Below are 15,210 nucleotides of genomic sequence, written 5' to 3' on the forward strand. Positions count from 1 at the left end.
ACCACCCTATATAGTAATGTATTGACACTATTATATCATATTAATAGAACCAGTTTGTATAAAATAGTAAGTTTTGTTTCTAATTCCCTACTAATAGCAATTCTTCTAAGTCAAAAGATAATTTAACCTTATTATTTTTCTCTAACACCTGATTTATTGCCCAATAAATCTCCATTTCTTTTTGTCTAAATATATGGTTATCAATAATTCCCATAGAATTTTGATATGCAAGTTCAGCTAAAGCCTGACAAAGCTTAATAATATATTCCTCAATATCATCTGTTATTAATTTGAAGTTTGGAAAGAAAATCTGCTTATTTTTTTCTAAATCCATTAGGTTTATATTATCATCACCGAAAATGCCTATATTCTTTCTAATAATATTTTCCATTTCTTTATAGGCAAATTTATTTGCATCCATTTCCATGGGATTTCTCAAGTATAATTCAATACAAAAGTCTTCATCTTGTTTTATTTTATATTGAAATTCCTCATCATTGTTAAAAAGATATGCGGTTCCATCGTAGGTAAAATAATAGCGAAAGCTTCTATAAAAATCATCCATTGGGATATAGCCTTGAGATATCAAGTCCTGATTTTTATATTGAATGGCATGTCTTATTTCATGAAATAAGTTCCATATTATAAACAAACTATTTGTTTCAATATAGTTTGGATTTAAAAAAATAACTTTTTCTTCTTTATCATAATTAGCAAAAGCTGTTTCAAAACCCTTTTTAGGAATAAATAGCAATGCCTTAAGATAGTCATTAAGTTCATATTCTTCTACTAGAATTTCAAACATCCAGATAATACTCTTGAGTCTATGACTATGATTTAATTTCTGCCAATTAGAAAGATAAATTATGTCCATAACAGAATTCCTTGTAATTTTTATACCATTACAATCAAAAGATTCTATTCCCATAATATTATGTTTTTGGATAAATTCATTATGTTTTTCTACTCTATATTTCATTATAGAATACCCCCATCACCTAATATAAACATTATACTATTAAATAACAATTTATAATAGTTTTCATAACCCCTTAAACATTATCCTATAACCCATAGCTTGTCCTACTTATGATACGGTTCACCGTATCAGTTCTACTCGCAAAATAAATAGAATGTGTTTAATAGTTAATATTGATTGCTAAAATAAAAGCATTAGGTTTAACTACATAAACCTGATGCCTTTATTTATTTTACAATCAACTAGTCATTATTAAAATTATTTGCCATTTCTAAGACTGAAATATACCTTTCCAACTCTTCTTGTATATATTCTTCAATCATTTCTATTAACATCTGAGGATTAGAATTATTTAATTGAAAATCTGTAAAACAATTATAATATCTTTTTCTATCCTTAAATTTGATATTAATAGGAGGGTATCCTTCTTTCATAAGTTCAAAATTCATAATTAAACGTCCAGTTCTACCATTTCCATCTATAAATGGATGTATAGTTTCAAATTGCAAATGAAATAATGCAACTTTTTCAATTATATGTTTATCCTTCATGCTTTTATTATATTCATCAACTAACCGTTCCATTAATACTGGCACCAAATATGGTTGAGGTGGTTCATGTACTGCCCCTAAAATAGTAACTGGTATACGTCTATATTTCCCCCTATCTTGGGGCTTATCCATTAAAACTATGCTATGAATATCCTTTATAATATTCTCTGATAAGGGTATTTTTTCTTTTACTATCTCTTCTATATAAAAAAATGCTTCCTTATGTCCAATTACTTCTAAATGCTCTTTCAATGGTTTTTTATCTATAGTAATTCCTTCCTGTAAAACAAGTGCTGTTTCTTGTAGTGTAAGGGTATTACCTTCTATTGCATTTGAATTATAAGTAAAGTCTATTAAAAATTCATCTCTAAGTCTTTTAGTTTCTCCTTCTGTAAGAGGCCGATATTCACTAAGTTTTTTTAGTAAATTATCGAGTTTTCCAAACATTTTATCTCCTCATTTTTTATAATAATTAAGTATGTATATTATACCATAATTTTCTATATATAATAATTTGAAATTTTTCATAGTTACAAACTTACATTTGAAATTTACTTTACAATAGATATTTCTAATTTAAATAAATACTCCCTAAGCTATAAATTCATAATGCATATATGTCCTAGGAGAGCCAGAAGAATTACCAGCTTCTCTTTCTTCCACAGTATAAGTCATATAATCTATATCTGCTTTATTATATTCACCACTTTGTATATTAATATAATAACCAATATTACTAGGATATCTATATAAATATGCAATTGCCCTATTATCTTTAACAAATAAAATTTTAAGCATTCCTTCGCTTACTCCTTGTTTCAAGTTTTCTATTTATACAATATTATACCATTTAATTCTAGTTTATGATAACCCCATAAATATTTCCAATAACACATAGCTTGTCTATCGAAACTCTGGAATGGTAAATTAAAGCAGAATCTAATAACCATTCATCTCTAACGCCATCGCTTCCACCTTTTTTTAAATAAGAAGGCTATGCATTTTTAATATTTGAGTTTTAGTTAATCTTTTCATTTAGCTAATTCCTCAAACGCCTTCATATGTTTAGATAATACTCTTTTAGCTACTTCATCTACTTCTTCATCACCTATTGTTTCTTCATTCTCCAATTGGCTATATTCTATTAATACATAACGAGGTACATTGTTTTTCAAAATTATTGCAGCTCCATTTTCATCTACTAATCTAGCTACTTTAGAAAAATTTTGATTAGCTTCTGAAATAGATACTAAATTATTTATATTAATTTTCATAAAATATTCACCTTCCTTTTACTTATATTATATTCTTTTTTAGGATATATTCAACCTAAGTTAATTGTAAATAGATAAGAACCTTTTATATTATGGTATTTCAAAACATAAATAAAATTAAGAAAAAATAACAGGAGAATCTCCTGTTATTTTATTAGTTCATTAATTTTACTCTTTACCTCATTCAAAACATTTTCATTAACTTCGCCAAATTTCTTAATAACAATATTTTGGGCTAAAGTATAAATTTTATCCACTCTTATACATGAATCCACTTTTAAATTTCCTTCCAACAAATCACTATTAGTAATAAATATGCTATAGTCCTTTGATGTAATATTCGAAGTAATAGCAGCCACTATTATATCCTCTGTTTTAGAATTATAATCATCATTTGATAGTACAAGAACAGGTCTCTTTTTACTGGATGTCAAATCTGTAAATGGTATTGGAATTAGTAATATATCTCCTTGCTTATACATTATTCCATACCTCGTCATCTATGTCATTATCCCAAAAGTCCATATATTTGATTTTCTGGAATTTCGTCTATAAGTTTTAATAAAATTTGTTTAGCAGTGTCCATTCTATCACTACCTTTCAAATAATGTAATATATTTATTATACCATATTATCTATTACATATAATATAAATAGTGCGTCTTATTAATACTGACGAAATTCGTACTTAAATGAATGTTTTATACCTTGCGTTACTCCGGAGCAACTCCAAAGAATCCAATTATAATAGCTGGAATAATAAAAATTAAAATAGAAATCATCAAGAATATTAATCCTATTATAAATACTTTTTTGTAGTTTCTATTCTTTATTTTAAGAATAAGACTCGTTAAAAATAATATAATTGAAAACACTAATGATATTGGAGATAAATATATAAAAGCTAAAAATAGCGTTTTTTGTAGATCAATCATAAAAAACCTCCCGGTAGACTATTTCGCTCTGTAAACTTAAATGAAAATTGAGGACTTCAATCCTCTGTGGTACAATACTATCAGCCCCCTAACCAATTTGGACAATCGCACACTAATTTAGTAAAATAAAAATTAATAGGAGGTTGTCTAAATTGAAAGGGAAAGGTAAAAGGTATCCAGAAGAATTTAAGCGTCAAATTGTTAAGGAAGTAGAAGAAACAGGCAATGCTTCTTTAGTTGCAAGAAGACACGATTTAGTTCCTGGCACTGTTACTCGCTGGGTTAGGGAGTCAAAGAAGCAAAATGGATTAATTCCAAGTTCTAATTATTCCAATAATATTAATGCTAAATCTTTAGAAGAAGAAAATGAACAATTGAAAAAATTACTAGGTGAAAAAGATTTAGAAATAGCCATCCTTAGAGACCTTTTAAAAAAAACGAACCCACAATAGAAGATAAAGTTAACATTGCAAAGAAGTGGATTGATCTAGGATATACCGCAGTTACTGTCCTTAAAATTGTAGGCTTAAGTAGGTCTACCTATTATTACAACATTAAAAAAAGAGCTAAATCTGAAGATGTAAATGAAGATATTATAACGAATAAAGGTGGTAGACCAATTCCTGGTTATTCTTTTGATAAAGATGGCGACCGCATTTGTGATGAACAAATAAAAGAATATATATTAGAAATCATAGAAACAGAGGGATTGTACTATGGTTATTACAAAATAACTGTGTTATTAAGGAGAAAATTTAATTTAATCATAAATAAGAAAAAAGTATATAGATTATGTAAAGAACTTGAAATCTTAAGGCCTCAAAGAAAAATTAAAGCTAAGCATCCTAGAAAAATAGCTAAAAATAGAGAAATAACATGGCCAAACTCCCTGTGGGAAACAGATGTTAAATACGGTTATATACATGGTGAAGATAGATTCTTCTATATAACTTCCTTTTTAGATGTATATGATAGAAATGTAGTAGAGTACCACATAGGCTTATCTTGTAAAACCGAGAACATAATTATAGCCCTTAAAAGAGCATTGATGAAGCGAGGGCTTTATAATAAAGAAACTAACTTAGTTATAAGGTCAGATAATGGTCCACAATTTATCAGCAATAAATTTCAAGATACTTGCAAGGAACTAAAACTAGAACACGAAAGAATACCATTTAAGACTCCAAATAAAAATGCCCATATTGAGGCTTTTCATAGACTATTAGAAGATGAATGTTTGTCAAGGTCCGAATTTAATAGTTACGCTGAGGCTTATGAAGCAGTATCTGAATATATTAAATTCTACAATAAAACTAGAATCCATAGCTCACTAGGATATATTTCACCAACAGAATTTTATTATAAAACCTTAGAAGGTACAGCAAAATCACTAGTAGTAAAACTTTGATATTTTGCCCTAAAATAACTACACATTAATATTTAGCTGAAATCAGGGGCCCGCCTTAGCGGGGGCGTAGCCTTTACCCTTGATGAAGACAAATATTAATGTAAAATCAGACAAGGGCAAAATAAAATACTATGATATTGAAAGTATTAGTGAGTTTTTGTCCAAAATTAAGGGGTCAATCCGCTATTATATCATCTGTTTTATAATTATAATTATCATTTGATAATACAAGGACAGGCCTTTTTTTAGTAGATGTTAAATCTGTAAAAGGTATTGGTATTAGCAGTATATCTCCCTGCTTATACATTATTCCATACCTCGTCATCTATGTCATTATCCCAAAAGTCCATACTACTTTTACTTGCCTCTTCTAACTCTTTAAACATATCTCTCTCATTTTTTATTTTTAAATATCCTATAAAATCTATTATTTCATGTATTTGATTTTCTGGAATTTCGTCTATAAGTTTTAATAATATTTGTTTAGCAGTGTCCATTTTATCACTACCTTTCAAATAATATAATATATATTTATTATACCATATTATTTATTACATATAATATAAACGATGTGTAATAAATCCACATTGTTTATAAAATTACTGTTCATTTAATATCTTAAAAATAATTGGCTTTAAAGTACTAAAAAATAAATATCCTACTAAACCTCCAAATGTATTAGTTATCAAATCAGTAACATCGAATGACCTTGATGCTAAGCCTCCCCAAAATGCACTTAATAACTGAGTACTCTCAATCGTTAAACTAAAAAGAAAAACCACAGTAACTGTTTTTAGAATACCCACTTTCCTTATAATTGGATATAAAAATCCGAAAGGTATCATCATGATAATATTTAAAAATATTTCTCTAACAGCACCATAGTAATTTAACCTTAAATCCCTAAATGGAATAAGATTTACAGTTTCTAGAAATAAATTATTTGTTCCATTTAAAAATGGTATAGGCAATGGCATAAGTGTTACAAATAGAACCATTACAATATAAGTGTACATAAGTGTATTAATTATTAATGTTTTTTTAGGCTTTTTATTCCACTTTTTATAAAAAAACAAAAAGTATATCAGTACTAATATAATGAAATTTATTAAATAATCCATTATGTTTTCCTCCGTATTATATCAATTAACATATGACACATAAATATACTGATGTTCATCTACTTAATACATTTAATCATCTAATAATCCATAGTACTCTACAAAACCATGTACTAAATCTACTACTACAACATATCTACAATCCTTATCCCCATACGTCTCATGCTTACCCTCTTCATATAGACTTGGATATAAATCTGGTATCCTATTTAATTCAATATATTTGTCAACATACCTATTAACAAATTCATTTGCTAATTTTAGGGCATTATCTTGTGTTAGTTCACTCTCTTCTAATTCATGATGGTAATTCTTTAAATGATATCTTATTAGATTAGCCTTCTCATCAAACTCTGACTCGATTTTTATTGACACTTCATCTTCGTTTTCCATATTCCTCATATATAAAAAGCTACTATTTGGTATTGGTTTCCTGTAAGTAAAGATTTCGTCTCTTTTAAAGATATTCTCTGGTACATAATTTTCTAAGATATCATATAGTACTTCTATTTCTCTTTCGTAGTTATCCTTATCATCCTCTACAAATTCATAATCAGCATTAATCTTTCTAAAAGAACCCAATACCTTTAGCCCTTCATCATATATCTTCTTATATGAATCTACCGTTTCAGGATAGAATTGAAAATCGCTTCCAAATAATGCTTCAATATATTTTCCGTCACTATAGTCAAGCACATAAGCATCTGAACAAGTTAGCCCAGCAGTTAATGAATAGTCACTAAGTCTTACTTCAAATACTGGTCCATAACTTTCGTATCCATCTTCGATAAATCTCTCTGCTGTCTTCTTATCGTAGACATATAGAGTCCCATCTTTTGTCTCGATAATAGCTTCATCCTTCCATGAATTTGGAAAGCTTAGAGTGTATCCATATTCTTCATTGAAATAAATAAATGTATCTTCAATATTTGCTTCTTGATTGAATTCTCCAATCAATACATTATAATTACTTCCATCCCAAGTAACATCCTTTCCCATACTTTCTGCTACAAATCTAAGTGGAACAAAGATATTATTATCTATTAGCAATGGCTTAACATCCAATTCTAACTCTTCATCATTCACCATAGCCATATTAGAGTTTATAGTTAATAATATATTAGCATTATTTTTTATTATATAAATCTGATTGTCAACATACTCTACTTTAAAATCCAACTTCTCGCCCAGAGCCTCAACGGGTACGAAGATTCTATCACTTTCTAAGATAGTTTCCATATCTACACCAGCTCCATCTAATATAACATTGACCTTGTGACCTTGTGCATTTACTGGAATGCTTAACAAAACAACTAATATCAATACAAGACTCAAGTACTTTCCTATACTTTTCACGCTCATCATCTCCTTAACATTATTTTATCATGATTATAAAAATTATAAGTCATTTCCAATAATTGTAATAATATTGTAAATAATAAAAATAAAAACCAGTAAGTTTTCTAACATAATAAACCTGCTGTTTAATCCTCTATATCTTCTATAATTATTGCTTCTATATTCTCTTGACTACATACATTTTTTAATTTAATATCATTTGTAATAAAGCAATCAACATTCATGGATATACCTGTAGCTAAAATTATCGCATCTGGAGTTTTAATATTATAATTAGCTCTAATCCTTGATGCTATATCTGCAATTTTATAATCCACATCAATAATTGATAGATTATTGTTTATTCCCACGATTCTCTTTCCTCTTTTATATATTCATTAGTGTCAATATTGTTCCATAATTCCTTTCCCAATCCTCTCATAACTTTTGCAAAATTATCTGGCTTTTCCATTAATAAGATTTGCCTAGTTTCTTCGTCATATAGCCATATAATTTCAGCACCTGGTCTCAATCCTGCTTTTTTTAATATTTCTTCTGGTATCTTTAGACTTCGGTCCTCATTTAGCTTAGAAATAAGACTCATTATTAACACTTCCTTCCTTTTATAGATATCTTAGGAGATATTAACTTACATATATTATATCATTATTTTTTACACATTGCCTGAATTTGTATTAGCTTTTCTTATCTTTACTATAATTATAGATGCAATCTGTATTATGAAAGAAATAATTGTTATTAGTACTAAAAGACCACCAGGGGTAAAGGGTTTGAAATACCAGCCCCATTCTTCTGATGGCAGCTTTCTTAAAATAAGAAAATATGAAGAAATAAAACTTAATATGTTCCAATAATAAGTATAATAGTATTATTTGTCCTAATAGCAGTGCCACAAAGAATTCCAAAACCTGCTATCATAAATCCATAGAATATCATTGTTCCAGAAGTAGCATCACCATTTATAGCTAGATATCCATATGGAATACAATAAGCCATGAGCATTAAAAATTTTATTAGTTTTTTATTCATACACCTTGTTCCCCCAAATTATATTTTGTTGTACCTAAATCTATCACTGTACGTTAAATAGAAATAATACATCATATAGGCCTATGAACTCATGACTAAATGCTTCGCATTTTCTTTTTTATTAAGAACTTGATAATAATAGCAATAAATACAATCAATGCAACAGCTAATCCATATATTTGGATGCTTGTATACCAAGGTGCTGACTGAATTTCATATAAATCAGGATGATTTATATAGTCAAAATATCTATATATAGAATGAGCTATAGATACGCCAATAAATGAGCCAATTACAGAATTTAGAATAATATTTAACCTTTGGAGCATATTGTCCACCTCTTTCTACCCTTATCTTATTACTACATATAATCCTACTTATACTTACTATACCATTAAATAACAATTTACAATAGTCATATACAGGAGACCAAAGGTCTCCCCTATAACTCATAGCTTGTCCTACTTATGATAGGGTTCACCCTATCAGTTATACTGGCAAAACTTATTTATCAATCAAAATATAATGAGAATTAAGATTAAAGTAATAAATATATAAATAAAGCAGTAGATTTAACTACAATAAACCTACTGCTTTTATAATGCATATATATTAATCCTTAAATAAAATTATCATTAACAAAAATAACAAATTTCTTTATATCAATTAAATTATTTTTTAAAATGCTATATATTATTTTTTTATCTATGTTTATATATTCGTGAGACAATATATTTCTAAGACCTACCATATTCCTATAAACTTTCGTTTCCTCATCGTTTAAATATTTCTCCTTATTTAAGATGTTAAATGCTTCACCTAATGTTTCTGGACTGCCCATATTATTATCTACAACAATGTGAGTTGCTATATCAATCATCATGTTTATTGCTATAAACAAATTATATTCTACCACATCTTGTATAATATCATCCTTTAAAAACTCTTCCAGGGATATTTCCTTAAACCTTTCTATTTTATTTATAGAAGTTGATAATTGATTTAATCTCTGTTTAATTACTTCTACATCAACCATTAGATTCCACCTCTTCTTTTAATCTATCTATAGTTCTATCATAAGATAAATCTAAATATCTTTTCATGTCACTATATTCAAATAAGGTTTTCACTTTATATCTGGTTTCTATAGATTTGTCACGAGTAAACAACAATATATTATTTTTGTAAATTTGATATTTTAATAATGGAGTAGCATCGTTTAATACAATTAAATCAACTTCTTTTTTACAAGTTTCTGATAAATTCATTTTAATTTCAAGATATGTCTTTATATCCATCTTCTTATTCAAATATATTGCAATGTCTATATCACTATCTATTCTCATCTTTCCTGAAACATATGAACCAAAGATATAAGCAAAAATTATATCTTCATATTCCATCAAAATATCTTTACACTTTTTAATAATATCCATCTTATCACTATCCCTTAAATGGTATGTTATATATTTATTATACCCTATTAATAAAAGTTTGCTATATGTTAAACATAATATAAAGAATGTGAATCTAGATTTGATTTGAATATTTTCTATATAAAATCCTTGTTATGATAAAATGTAGACTACTAATTATTATAAAAATAATTGAAATCATTATTCTAATGCCTAAACTAAATTCCATAAAGTTAAGGGAAATAATAAAAGCTATAAATATTAAAAAGGCTTGTATTAATAATATCCATTTGTTACTTATCGCTACTATACTGCTCAATATACTGCCTAATAAATGTATTAATGTATATGAAAAAATAAAAAATGCTGGTAAAAATAATAATAAAGTCAAATCTGTAAACAGTGGGAATTCATTATTTATATAATTTGGATATAATTTTATCATTAAAAAAATAGAAATAAGAAACGATAAAATAATCCAAAAAGGATATATCACACTTTGAATTTTCTTCATAATTTTCTCCTCGATTATGACGTATTTTTATACTTATATACATTATATCATTTAATCCTAATTAATAGTAACCCCTCAAACATTATTCTATAACCCATAGCTTGTCCACTACTTATGGTATGGTTCACCGTATCGGTTCTACTCGCAAAACTTATTTGATAGTTGATGTATCTAATAAAACAACAAATTAATTAAGCAGGTAAATAAAACCAGCAGATTTATATCATAATAAAGCTGCTAGTTTTATATTTTATAAACTTAGAAATTTATTAATTTGTTCCTTTACTGCTTGGTTGGCAATAAGAGAATCTTTTATTGAATTTAGACCATACTTATGTGTTTCTAAAATAAGTATATGACTATAGCTAGAAACTGTAGAACAATTATACATTGATTCAAAAATTTGCCTAAATGGATTACCTTTATCTATATTACCAATACCAATAATAAATAATTTGTTTAGAAATTCATTGTAATAAGATTCATTTTTCATCCAAAAATCTTGGCTTCGTTCATTCAATTTAAAATAAAGTGAAGATGGATTTCCACAATACATTGGAACGAGCCAAATAATTCTATTAACTTCTTTTGTTGATTGAAAGTACAAATAAGCATCGTCATTGTGGTATATGCACCTTTCACTCATACACTCATAATTACAATTCTTGCATTCATGGATATCTAAATCATTTATAGAAATATACTTCACTTCATAATTTAAAGATTTACTAATAATATAATCTGCCATTAAGGAGCAATTTCCTGTCTTTCGAGCACTGAAAGATACTAAACTAATCTTTCTCACTAATAATCCTCCCTTTCAGGTTAATGTAAATAATATATTAGATGAATAAAAGTTTTTATTTATAATAATTTCTTCTGCCATTTACCATGTTCCTTATAATAATAGAATTCGCTTAGATTATCAGACTCAAAAATGTTAAACATATCTAAAAAATCAGGAGCTAGCTTATACTCACATAAATTCTCTTTTTCTATCCAAAACACATCACCTTCTTTTGAGGATTTTAAATTTCCTTCAAATTGATTAGTCTTAAAAAATAAAACTACATATCCCTGATTTTGCTTTGTTTGAAATTGCTTTACCCCGAATCCACTTTTAAATTTCCTTCCAACAAATCACTATTAGTAATAAATATGCTATAGTCCTTTGATGTAATATTCGAAGTAATAGCAGACACTATTATATCCTCTGTTTTAGAATTATAATCATCATTTGATAGTACAAGAACAGGTCTCTTTTTACTGGATGTCAAATCTGTAAATGGTATTGGAATTAGTAATATATCTCCTTGCTTATACATTATTCCATACCTCGTCATCTATGTCATTGTTCCAAAAGTCCATGCTACTTTTACTTGCCTCTTCTAACTCTTTAAACATATCTCTCTCATTTTTTATTTTTAAATATCCTATAAAATCTATTACTTCGTGTATTTGATTTTCTGGAATTTCATCTATAAGTTTTAATAATATTTGTTTAGCAGTGTCCATTCTATCACTACCTTTCAAATAATATAATATATATTTATTATACCATATTATTTACTACATATAATATAAATACTATATAATCTAGAGATTGATGTGATTATTTAAGTTATATCCATCATTATAGGAAGAATTACTTATCTCCAATTCTATTATTTCTCTATACCTATCTATTATTTTATTTAATTCACTAAGTGAAATATATTCTGATAAGTTCAATGCTTTATTTAGATTCATTGCATTTAAGTAATCTAATCGAACCTTAGCTATTGATATAACTAATTCTGTTTCTCCTATAATATCCATCATGGAGTATACATCTAAAAACAAGGCTCGAAAAAGCGAATTCATGGCCCATTTTAATGAACTTACATCATGTCCCTTGGTACAAAAATTTTTAACTTCACTCCTATACTTTTCCAAATATAAGATGGAGTTCTCCATTTCTTCTTTTATATCAAACCTTAAATTTCCAATATCTTTTTCTATATAGCCTATAGCAACATTTTGATTCATTTTTTTCCTAAGTTCACTAAAATCATATTTATAATATTTAGGTTCATTTGAATCCTCTCTTCTATTATTTAAAAAAATATATTTTCCATTTTCGGTTCCACAATAAATTACCGCATGCATCCCATTAATATTTAAACCAAGCATTGCCTTATTATTTAGATTATGTAAAAATATTAATGCATCTTCTCTATTAAATTCATTTTCTATAAACCTTAATCCTAACTTTTGCAAATAATAATTGAAATATTTATCCTCCTGAAGCATGGAACCTGATATATATCGTCCCCACTTTTCATCATATTTAAATATAAAAGGTACCTTCATTTCAATTGCTAATTCATAATCCTCTATATGAATATTAAAATCTTCAAGCATATTAGCTACACCAGCATAAGAGCATGAGTTATTAAATGTCATATATTTCATCCATTTATCCCCCTTAAATCTTTTCAATAGTCTTTATATGGAATTAATCTATATTAATATATTTATTATTTCCTTTTTCATATTGTTCCCAAACATGAGGAAATTTCCATTGGACAAACTTTGCATATGAGCATTAAAAATTTTATTAGTTTTTTATTCATATACCTTGTTCCCCCAAATTATATTTCGTTGCACCTAAATCTATTAATGAAAATTTTATAAATTATATGCCATATAGACAGCTACAAATTGTACTATTAATTCTAGCCTAAATCCCATAATGGATAACATATTTATCTCTTATCTTGGTTTTTTCAAACAATGCAATTATTTCATTATATGGTTCTTTATAGTGTTTGTTAAAAATAGATATAAAGGAATCAACTGATTCAGGTGGTATAAGTGTTATACCACAATATGCAAGATTCATTCCTGGACATTTTAGTGTATGCCAATAACAGCAAATACACTGAAATTCTGGCAATAGCGGTTCGATAAAATCATCATTTATTTTAATAAGTTCAAATTTTTCAGGTTCATATTTATCAAATCTTTGGTATTTTTTGGGGCATTTTCCATAATTCCAAACTCGTGATATGCCATACTTATCCACCTTTCTAGATTTAAATAATTTAGCTACACCCTTTCCTACTTATACATATTATATCATTTAATTCTAGTTTATGATAACCCCTTAAACATTATCCTATAACCCATAGCTTGTCCACTACTTATGATACGGTTCACCGTATCGACTCTACTAGCAAAACTTATTTGATAATAGATATTTCTAATTGAATTATAAATAGGACCATAGAATATTTCTAAATCCTATGGTTCTATTGTACCTACTATATTATATTTAACTAATTTTATTCAATCCGCTATAATAATTTATCATTATAATTAACTTAATTTCTTTTTTTAGATACTACTAAGTTCGGAATTAGTTTAGTAATTATATCAGCTTGTAAAGAAATACATCTTTTACTTGTAGAATCAACAATTAGCGGTATTGAAAAAGGAATTCCATCAGCTATTTCAATACTTTTTATAACTATAATTGAAGTTACTATGTTTAATAATCTAATTATTATAAGAATCTCTTTTTGTTTATTTATATTTAATATATTTATAAAGTGCCAATTATTGTTTCCTAAAATCTGTTCTATTTCTTTTTCAAATCTAGTCACATTATCCTTATTTATAAATTCCTCCATATCTCTATCTGTCTTTATGCTAACTTCCCAATAATTGTCATAATTTTCATCTTTAGCATCTTCATTACCAATCATTTCTAAATATAACACTTCTCGTATTTTATTTATTGTTTCTTCATTTCTTAATTTTTCTGTATTAATAATATCTCCACTACTTATAGATATAAAATATAATAACTCATATGCTATCTTTAAAAAAGCTAACTCGATTTTTCTTAAATCATATTCAAGTTTTATATTTATAGCTACACCTTCCCTATTTTCTTTCTTTTCATTAGTCTTCTTGTTTTTTTCAATTTCTTCAATTAATGCAAGTCGTTCTTTATCACTTAATCCTTTCCCCTTTTTCCTAATTTTTCTAGTGTTTGCTATATTAATTATCTCATCTGCAGTAGATGCTATAATTCTTATTCTACCATCTTCTTCAGCGATTACTTTTGGGTGTACTCTAATATCATATTGTTCTTTCCTTTTATTATATTTCAGACTTACACCTCGATTATTCTCCACTGTTTTCATACCAGTTGCATTTGTTAATATATAAGGAACTTTTCCAGATTTACCTTTTAAATTTAATTTTGCTCTTTTACCTATTAAATAGAATGAATCAGTTAAATGAACATCGATTCTGCTACCTAACAAACTATTACAATCTTTACACACACAATCTATTATTAATGATTCATTACCTAATGCATCTGGAATTATATGTTCCTTATTAAAATCATTTTGCGTCTTTTTTTCATCACAAAAAATACAAAGCCTTTTTTCCATAAAAGCCTCCTTTTATAAAGTACGAAGAAGTTATGAATTTTATCCTATCTAATTCCTCAGTATCTCTTAATGAGTGTTCAATGATACTTATTATGTAAAACTGGACTGCCAATAAATCACTTCATATATTGAATTAATAATTAAAGGAATTATAATACCACTCATTCTATATTTTTG

General features: G+C 26.9%; 23 protein-coding genes. 1 reads left to right on the forward strand and 22 read right to left on the reverse strand.

The features are described 5' to 3' along the window. Positions 1 to 79: 79 nt before the first annotated feature. The 6 genes from JL105_RS10960 to JL105_RS10985 form a co-directional block, all read right to left on the reverse strand. On the reverse strand, positions 80 to 979 hold the full coding sequence (locus tag JL105_RS10960) for a hypothetical protein (RefSeq protein ID WP_132029122.1): 900 nt from the start codon (positions 977 to 979) through the stop codon (positions 80 to 82). Between the two features lie 242 nt (positions 980 to 1,221). Next, a complete protein-coding gene (locus JL105_RS10965) occupies positions 1,222 to 1,977 on the reverse strand; it encodes a Fic family protein (RefSeq protein WP_132029125.1) in 756 nt (251 codons plus the stop codon). A 144-nt stretch (positions 1,978 to 2,121) separates the two neighbouring features. Further along, the gene (locus tag JL105_RS10970) at positions 2,122 to 2,328 is read right to left on the reverse strand and encodes a hypothetical protein (RefSeq protein ID WP_132029128.1); all 207 of its coding nucleotides are present in this window, start codon (positions 2,326 to 2,328) and stop codon (positions 2,122 to 2,124) included. A 233-nt stretch (positions 2,329 to 2,561) separates the two neighbouring features. Beyond that, positions 2,562 to 2,804, reverse strand: coding sequence for a type II toxin-antitoxin system Phd/YefM family antitoxin (locus JL105_RS10975; RefSeq protein ID WP_132029131.1), 243 nt, complete (start codon positions 2,802 to 2,804; stop codon positions 2,562 to 2,564). A 146-nt stretch (positions 2,805 to 2,950) separates the two neighbouring features. Then, on the reverse strand, positions 2,951 to 3,286 hold the full coding sequence (locus JL105_RS10980; protein ID WP_132029134.1) for a type II toxin-antitoxin system PemK/MazF family toxin: 336 nt from the start codon (positions 3,284 to 3,286) through the stop codon (positions 2,951 to 2,953). A 231-nt stretch (positions 3,287 to 3,517) separates the two neighbouring features. Then, a complete protein-coding gene (locus JL105_RS10985) occupies positions 3,518 to 3,739 on the reverse strand; it encodes a hypothetical protein (RefSeq protein ID WP_132029137.1) in 222 nt (73 codons plus the stop codon). 152 nt (positions 3,740 to 3,891) lie between these two features. Between JL105_RS10985 and JL105_RS10995 the strand changes: the two genes are divergently transcribed. Next, positions 3,892 to 5,147 (forward strand): IS3 family transposase gene (locus JL105_RS10995; protein WP_420485348.1). Its coding sequence is split into 2 segments (ribosomal slippage): positions 3,892 to 4,186 and positions 4,186 to 5,147, totalling 1,257 coding nucleotides; the frame shifts between segments, so codons are not numbered across the junction. A 175-nt stretch (positions 5,148 to 5,322) separates the two neighbouring features. Here the strand turns inward: JL105_RS10995 and JL105_RS11000 are convergent. The 16 genes from JL105_RS11000 to JL105_RS11075 form a co-directional block, all read right to left on the reverse strand. Beyond that, positions 5,323 to 5,454: a type II toxin-antitoxin system PemK/MazF family toxin gene (locus JL105_RS11000; protein ID WP_237722282.1), complete on the reverse strand. Its 132-nt coding sequence runs from the start codon at positions 5,452 to 5,454 to the stop codon at positions 5,323 to 5,325. Beyond that, on the reverse strand, positions 5,447 to 5,644 hold the full coding sequence (locus tag JL105_RS11005; protein ID WP_093753435.1) for a DUF2281 domain-containing protein: 198 nt from the start codon (positions 5,642 to 5,644) through the stop codon (positions 5,447 to 5,449). The genes JL105_RS11000 and JL105_RS11005 overlap by 8 nt, the downstream gene beginning before the upstream one ends. A 102-nt stretch (positions 5,645 to 5,746) precedes the next feature. Beyond that, complete coding sequence (locus tag JL105_RS11010; RefSeq protein ID WP_132029144.1) at positions 5,747 to 6,268, reverse strand: VanZ family protein; 522 nt, start codon at positions 6,266 to 6,268, stop codon at positions 5,747 to 5,749. A 72-nt stretch (positions 6,269 to 6,340) separates the two neighbouring features. Further along, positions 6,341 to 7,630 (reverse strand): copper amine oxidase N-terminal domain-containing protein, encoded by a 1,290-nt coding sequence (locus tag JL105_RS11015; protein ID WP_132029147.1) that lies wholly within the window; start codon positions 7,628 to 7,630, stop codon positions 6,341 to 6,343. Positions 7,631 to 7,752: 122 nt separating this feature from the next. Beyond that, a complete protein-coding gene (locus JL105_RS11020; protein WP_158280058.1) occupies positions 7,753 to 7,977 on the reverse strand; it encodes a type II toxin-antitoxin system VapC family toxin in 225 nt (74 codons plus the stop codon). Continuing rightward, positions 7,968 to 8,210 (reverse strand): hypothetical protein, encoded by a 243-nt coding sequence (locus JL105_RS11025; protein ID WP_132029153.1) that lies wholly within the window; start codon positions 8,208 to 8,210, stop codon positions 7,968 to 7,970. The genes JL105_RS11020 and JL105_RS11025 overlap by 10 nt, the downstream gene beginning before the upstream one ends. 254 nt (positions 8,211 to 8,464) lie before the next feature. Continuing rightward, positions 8,465 to 8,656 carry a hypothetical protein gene (locus JL105_RS11030; RefSeq protein ID WP_132029156.1) on the reverse strand — a complete coding sequence of 64 codons (192 nt, stop codon included), beginning with the start codon at positions 8,654 to 8,656 and terminating at the stop codon, positions 8,465 to 8,467. Between the two features lie 95 nt (positions 8,657 to 8,751). After that, on the reverse strand, positions 8,752 to 8,985 hold the full coding sequence (locus JL105_RS11035; RefSeq protein ID WP_132029159.1) for a hypothetical protein: 234 nt from the start codon (positions 8,983 to 8,985) through the stop codon (positions 8,752 to 8,754). A 290-nt stretch (positions 8,986 to 9,275) separates the two neighbouring features. Further along, positions 9,276 to 9,692 carry a type VII toxin-antitoxin system HepT family RNase toxin gene (gene hepT / locus JL105_RS11040; RefSeq protein ID WP_132029162.1) on the reverse strand — a complete coding sequence of 139 codons (417 nt, stop codon included), beginning with the start codon at positions 9,690 to 9,692 and terminating at the stop codon, positions 9,276 to 9,278. Next, positions 9,685 to 10,092 carry a type VII toxin-antitoxin system MntA family adenylyltransferase antitoxin gene (gene mntA, locus JL105_RS11045; RefSeq protein ID WP_132029165.1) on the reverse strand — a complete coding sequence of 136 codons (408 nt, stop codon included), beginning with the start codon at positions 10,090 to 10,092 and terminating at the stop codon, positions 9,685 to 9,687. The genes hepT and mntA overlap by 8 nt, the downstream gene beginning before the upstream one ends. 743 nt (positions 10,093 to 10,835) lie before the next feature. Next, positions 10,836 to 11,390: a flavodoxin family protein gene (locus JL105_RS11050; RefSeq protein WP_132029170.1), complete on the reverse strand. Its 555-nt coding sequence runs from the start codon at positions 11,388 to 11,390 to the stop codon at positions 10,836 to 10,838. Positions 11,391 to 11,688: 298 nt separating this feature from the next. Beyond that, positions 11,689 to 11,910, reverse strand: a complete 222-nt coding sequence (locus JL105_RS11055) for a type II toxin-antitoxin system PemK/MazF family toxin (RefSeq protein WP_237722283.1) — start codon at positions 11,908 to 11,910, stop codon at positions 11,689 to 11,691. Beyond that, positions 11,903 to 12,100: a DUF2281 domain-containing protein gene (locus JL105_RS11060; RefSeq protein ID WP_132029213.1), complete on the reverse strand. Its 198-nt coding sequence runs from the start codon at positions 12,098 to 12,100 to the stop codon at positions 11,903 to 11,905. The genes JL105_RS11055 and JL105_RS11060 overlap by 8 nt, the downstream gene beginning before the upstream one ends. A gap of 81 nt (positions 12,101 to 12,181) precedes the next feature. Then, on the reverse strand, positions 12,182 to 13,039 hold the full coding sequence (locus JL105_RS11065) for a hypothetical protein (protein ID WP_132029173.1): 858 nt from the start codon (positions 13,037 to 13,039) through the stop codon (positions 12,182 to 12,184). 268 nt (positions 13,040 to 13,307) lie between these two features. Further along, on the reverse strand, positions 13,308 to 13,652 hold the full coding sequence (locus tag JL105_RS11070; protein ID WP_202690523.1) for a hypothetical protein: 345 nt from the start codon (positions 13,650 to 13,652) through the stop codon (positions 13,308 to 13,310). 298 nt (positions 13,653 to 13,950) lie between these two features. Further along, a complete protein-coding gene (locus tag JL105_RS11075) occupies positions 13,951 to 15,033 on the reverse strand; it encodes an HNH endonuclease (protein WP_132029176.1) in 1,083 nt (360 codons plus the stop codon). Positions 15,034 to 15,210 lie beyond the last annotated feature (177 nt).

It is taken from the genome of Keratinibaculum paraultunense, from assembly GCF_016767175.1.
Lineage (GTDB): Bacteria > Bacillota > Clostridia > Tissierellales > Tepidimicrobiaceae > Keratinibaculum > Keratinibaculum paraultunense.

Coding starts and splice junctions, on each gene's coding strand:
- JL105_RS10960 (WP_132029122.1), bottom strand. CDS start 979: ATGAAATATAGAGTAGAAAAACATAATGAATTTATCCAAAAACATAAT.
- JL105_RS10965 (WP_132029125.1), bottom strand. CDS start 1,977: ATGTTTGGAAAACTCGATAATTTACTAAAAAAACTTAGTGAATATCGG.
- JL105_RS10970 (WP_132029128.1), bottom strand. CDS start 2,328: ATGCTTAAAATTTTATTTGTTAAAGATAATAGGGCAATTGCATATTTA.
- JL105_RS10975 (WP_132029131.1), bottom strand. CDS start 2,804: ATGAAAATTAATATAAATAATTTAGTATCTATTTCAGAAGCTAATCAA.
- JL105_RS10980 (WP_132029134.1), bottom strand. CDS start 3,286: ATGTATAAGCAAGGAGATATATTACTAATTCCAATACCATTTACAGAT.
- JL105_RS10985 (WP_132029137.1), bottom strand. CDS start 3,739: ATGATTGATCTACAAAAAACGCTATTTTTAGCTTTTATATATTTATCT.
- JL105_RS11000 (WP_237722282.1), bottom strand. CDS start 5,454: ATGTATAAGCAGGGAGATATACTGCTAATACCAATACCTTTTACAGAT.
- JL105_RS11005 (WP_093753435.1), bottom strand. CDS start 5,644: ATGGACACTGCTAAACAAATATTATTAAAACTTATAGACGAAATTCCA.
- JL105_RS11010 (WP_132029144.1), bottom strand. CDS start 6,268: ATGGATTATTTAATAAATTTCATTATATTAGTACTGATATACTTTTTG.
- JL105_RS11015 (WP_132029147.1), bottom strand. CDS start 7,630: ATGAGCGTGAAAAGTATAGGAAAGTACTTGAGTCTTGTATTGATATTA.
- JL105_RS11025 (WP_132029153.1), bottom strand. CDS start 8,210: ATGAGTCTTATTTCTAAGCTAAATGAGGACCGAAGTCTAAAGATACCA.
- JL105_RS11030 (WP_132029156.1), bottom strand. CDS start 8,656: ATGAATAAAAAACTAATAAAATTTTTAATGCTCATGGCTTATTGTATT.
- JL105_RS11035 (WP_132029159.1), bottom strand. CDS start 8,985: ATGCTCCAAAGGTTAAATATTATTCTAAATTCTGTAATTGGCTCATTT.
- hepT (WP_132029162.1), bottom strand. CDS start 9,692: ATGGTTGATGTAGAAGTAATTAAACAGAGATTAAATCAATTATCAACT.
- mntA (WP_132029165.1), bottom strand. CDS start 10,092: ATGGATATTATTAAAAAGTGTAAAGATATTTTGATGGAATATGAAGAT.
- JL105_RS11055 (WP_237722283.1), bottom strand. CDS start 11,910: ATGTATAAGCAAGGAGATATATTACTAATTCCAATACCATTTACAGAT.
- JL105_RS11060 (WP_132029213.1), bottom strand. CDS start 12,100: ATGGACACTGCTAAACAAATATTATTAAAACTTATAGATGAAATTCCA.
- JL105_RS11065 (WP_132029173.1), bottom strand. CDS start 13,039: ATGAAATATATGACATTTAATAACTCATGCTCTTATGCTGGTGTAGCT.
- JL105_RS11075 (WP_132029176.1), bottom strand. CDS start 15,033: ATGGAAAAAAGGCTTTGTATTTTTTGTGATGAAAAAAAGACGCAAAAT.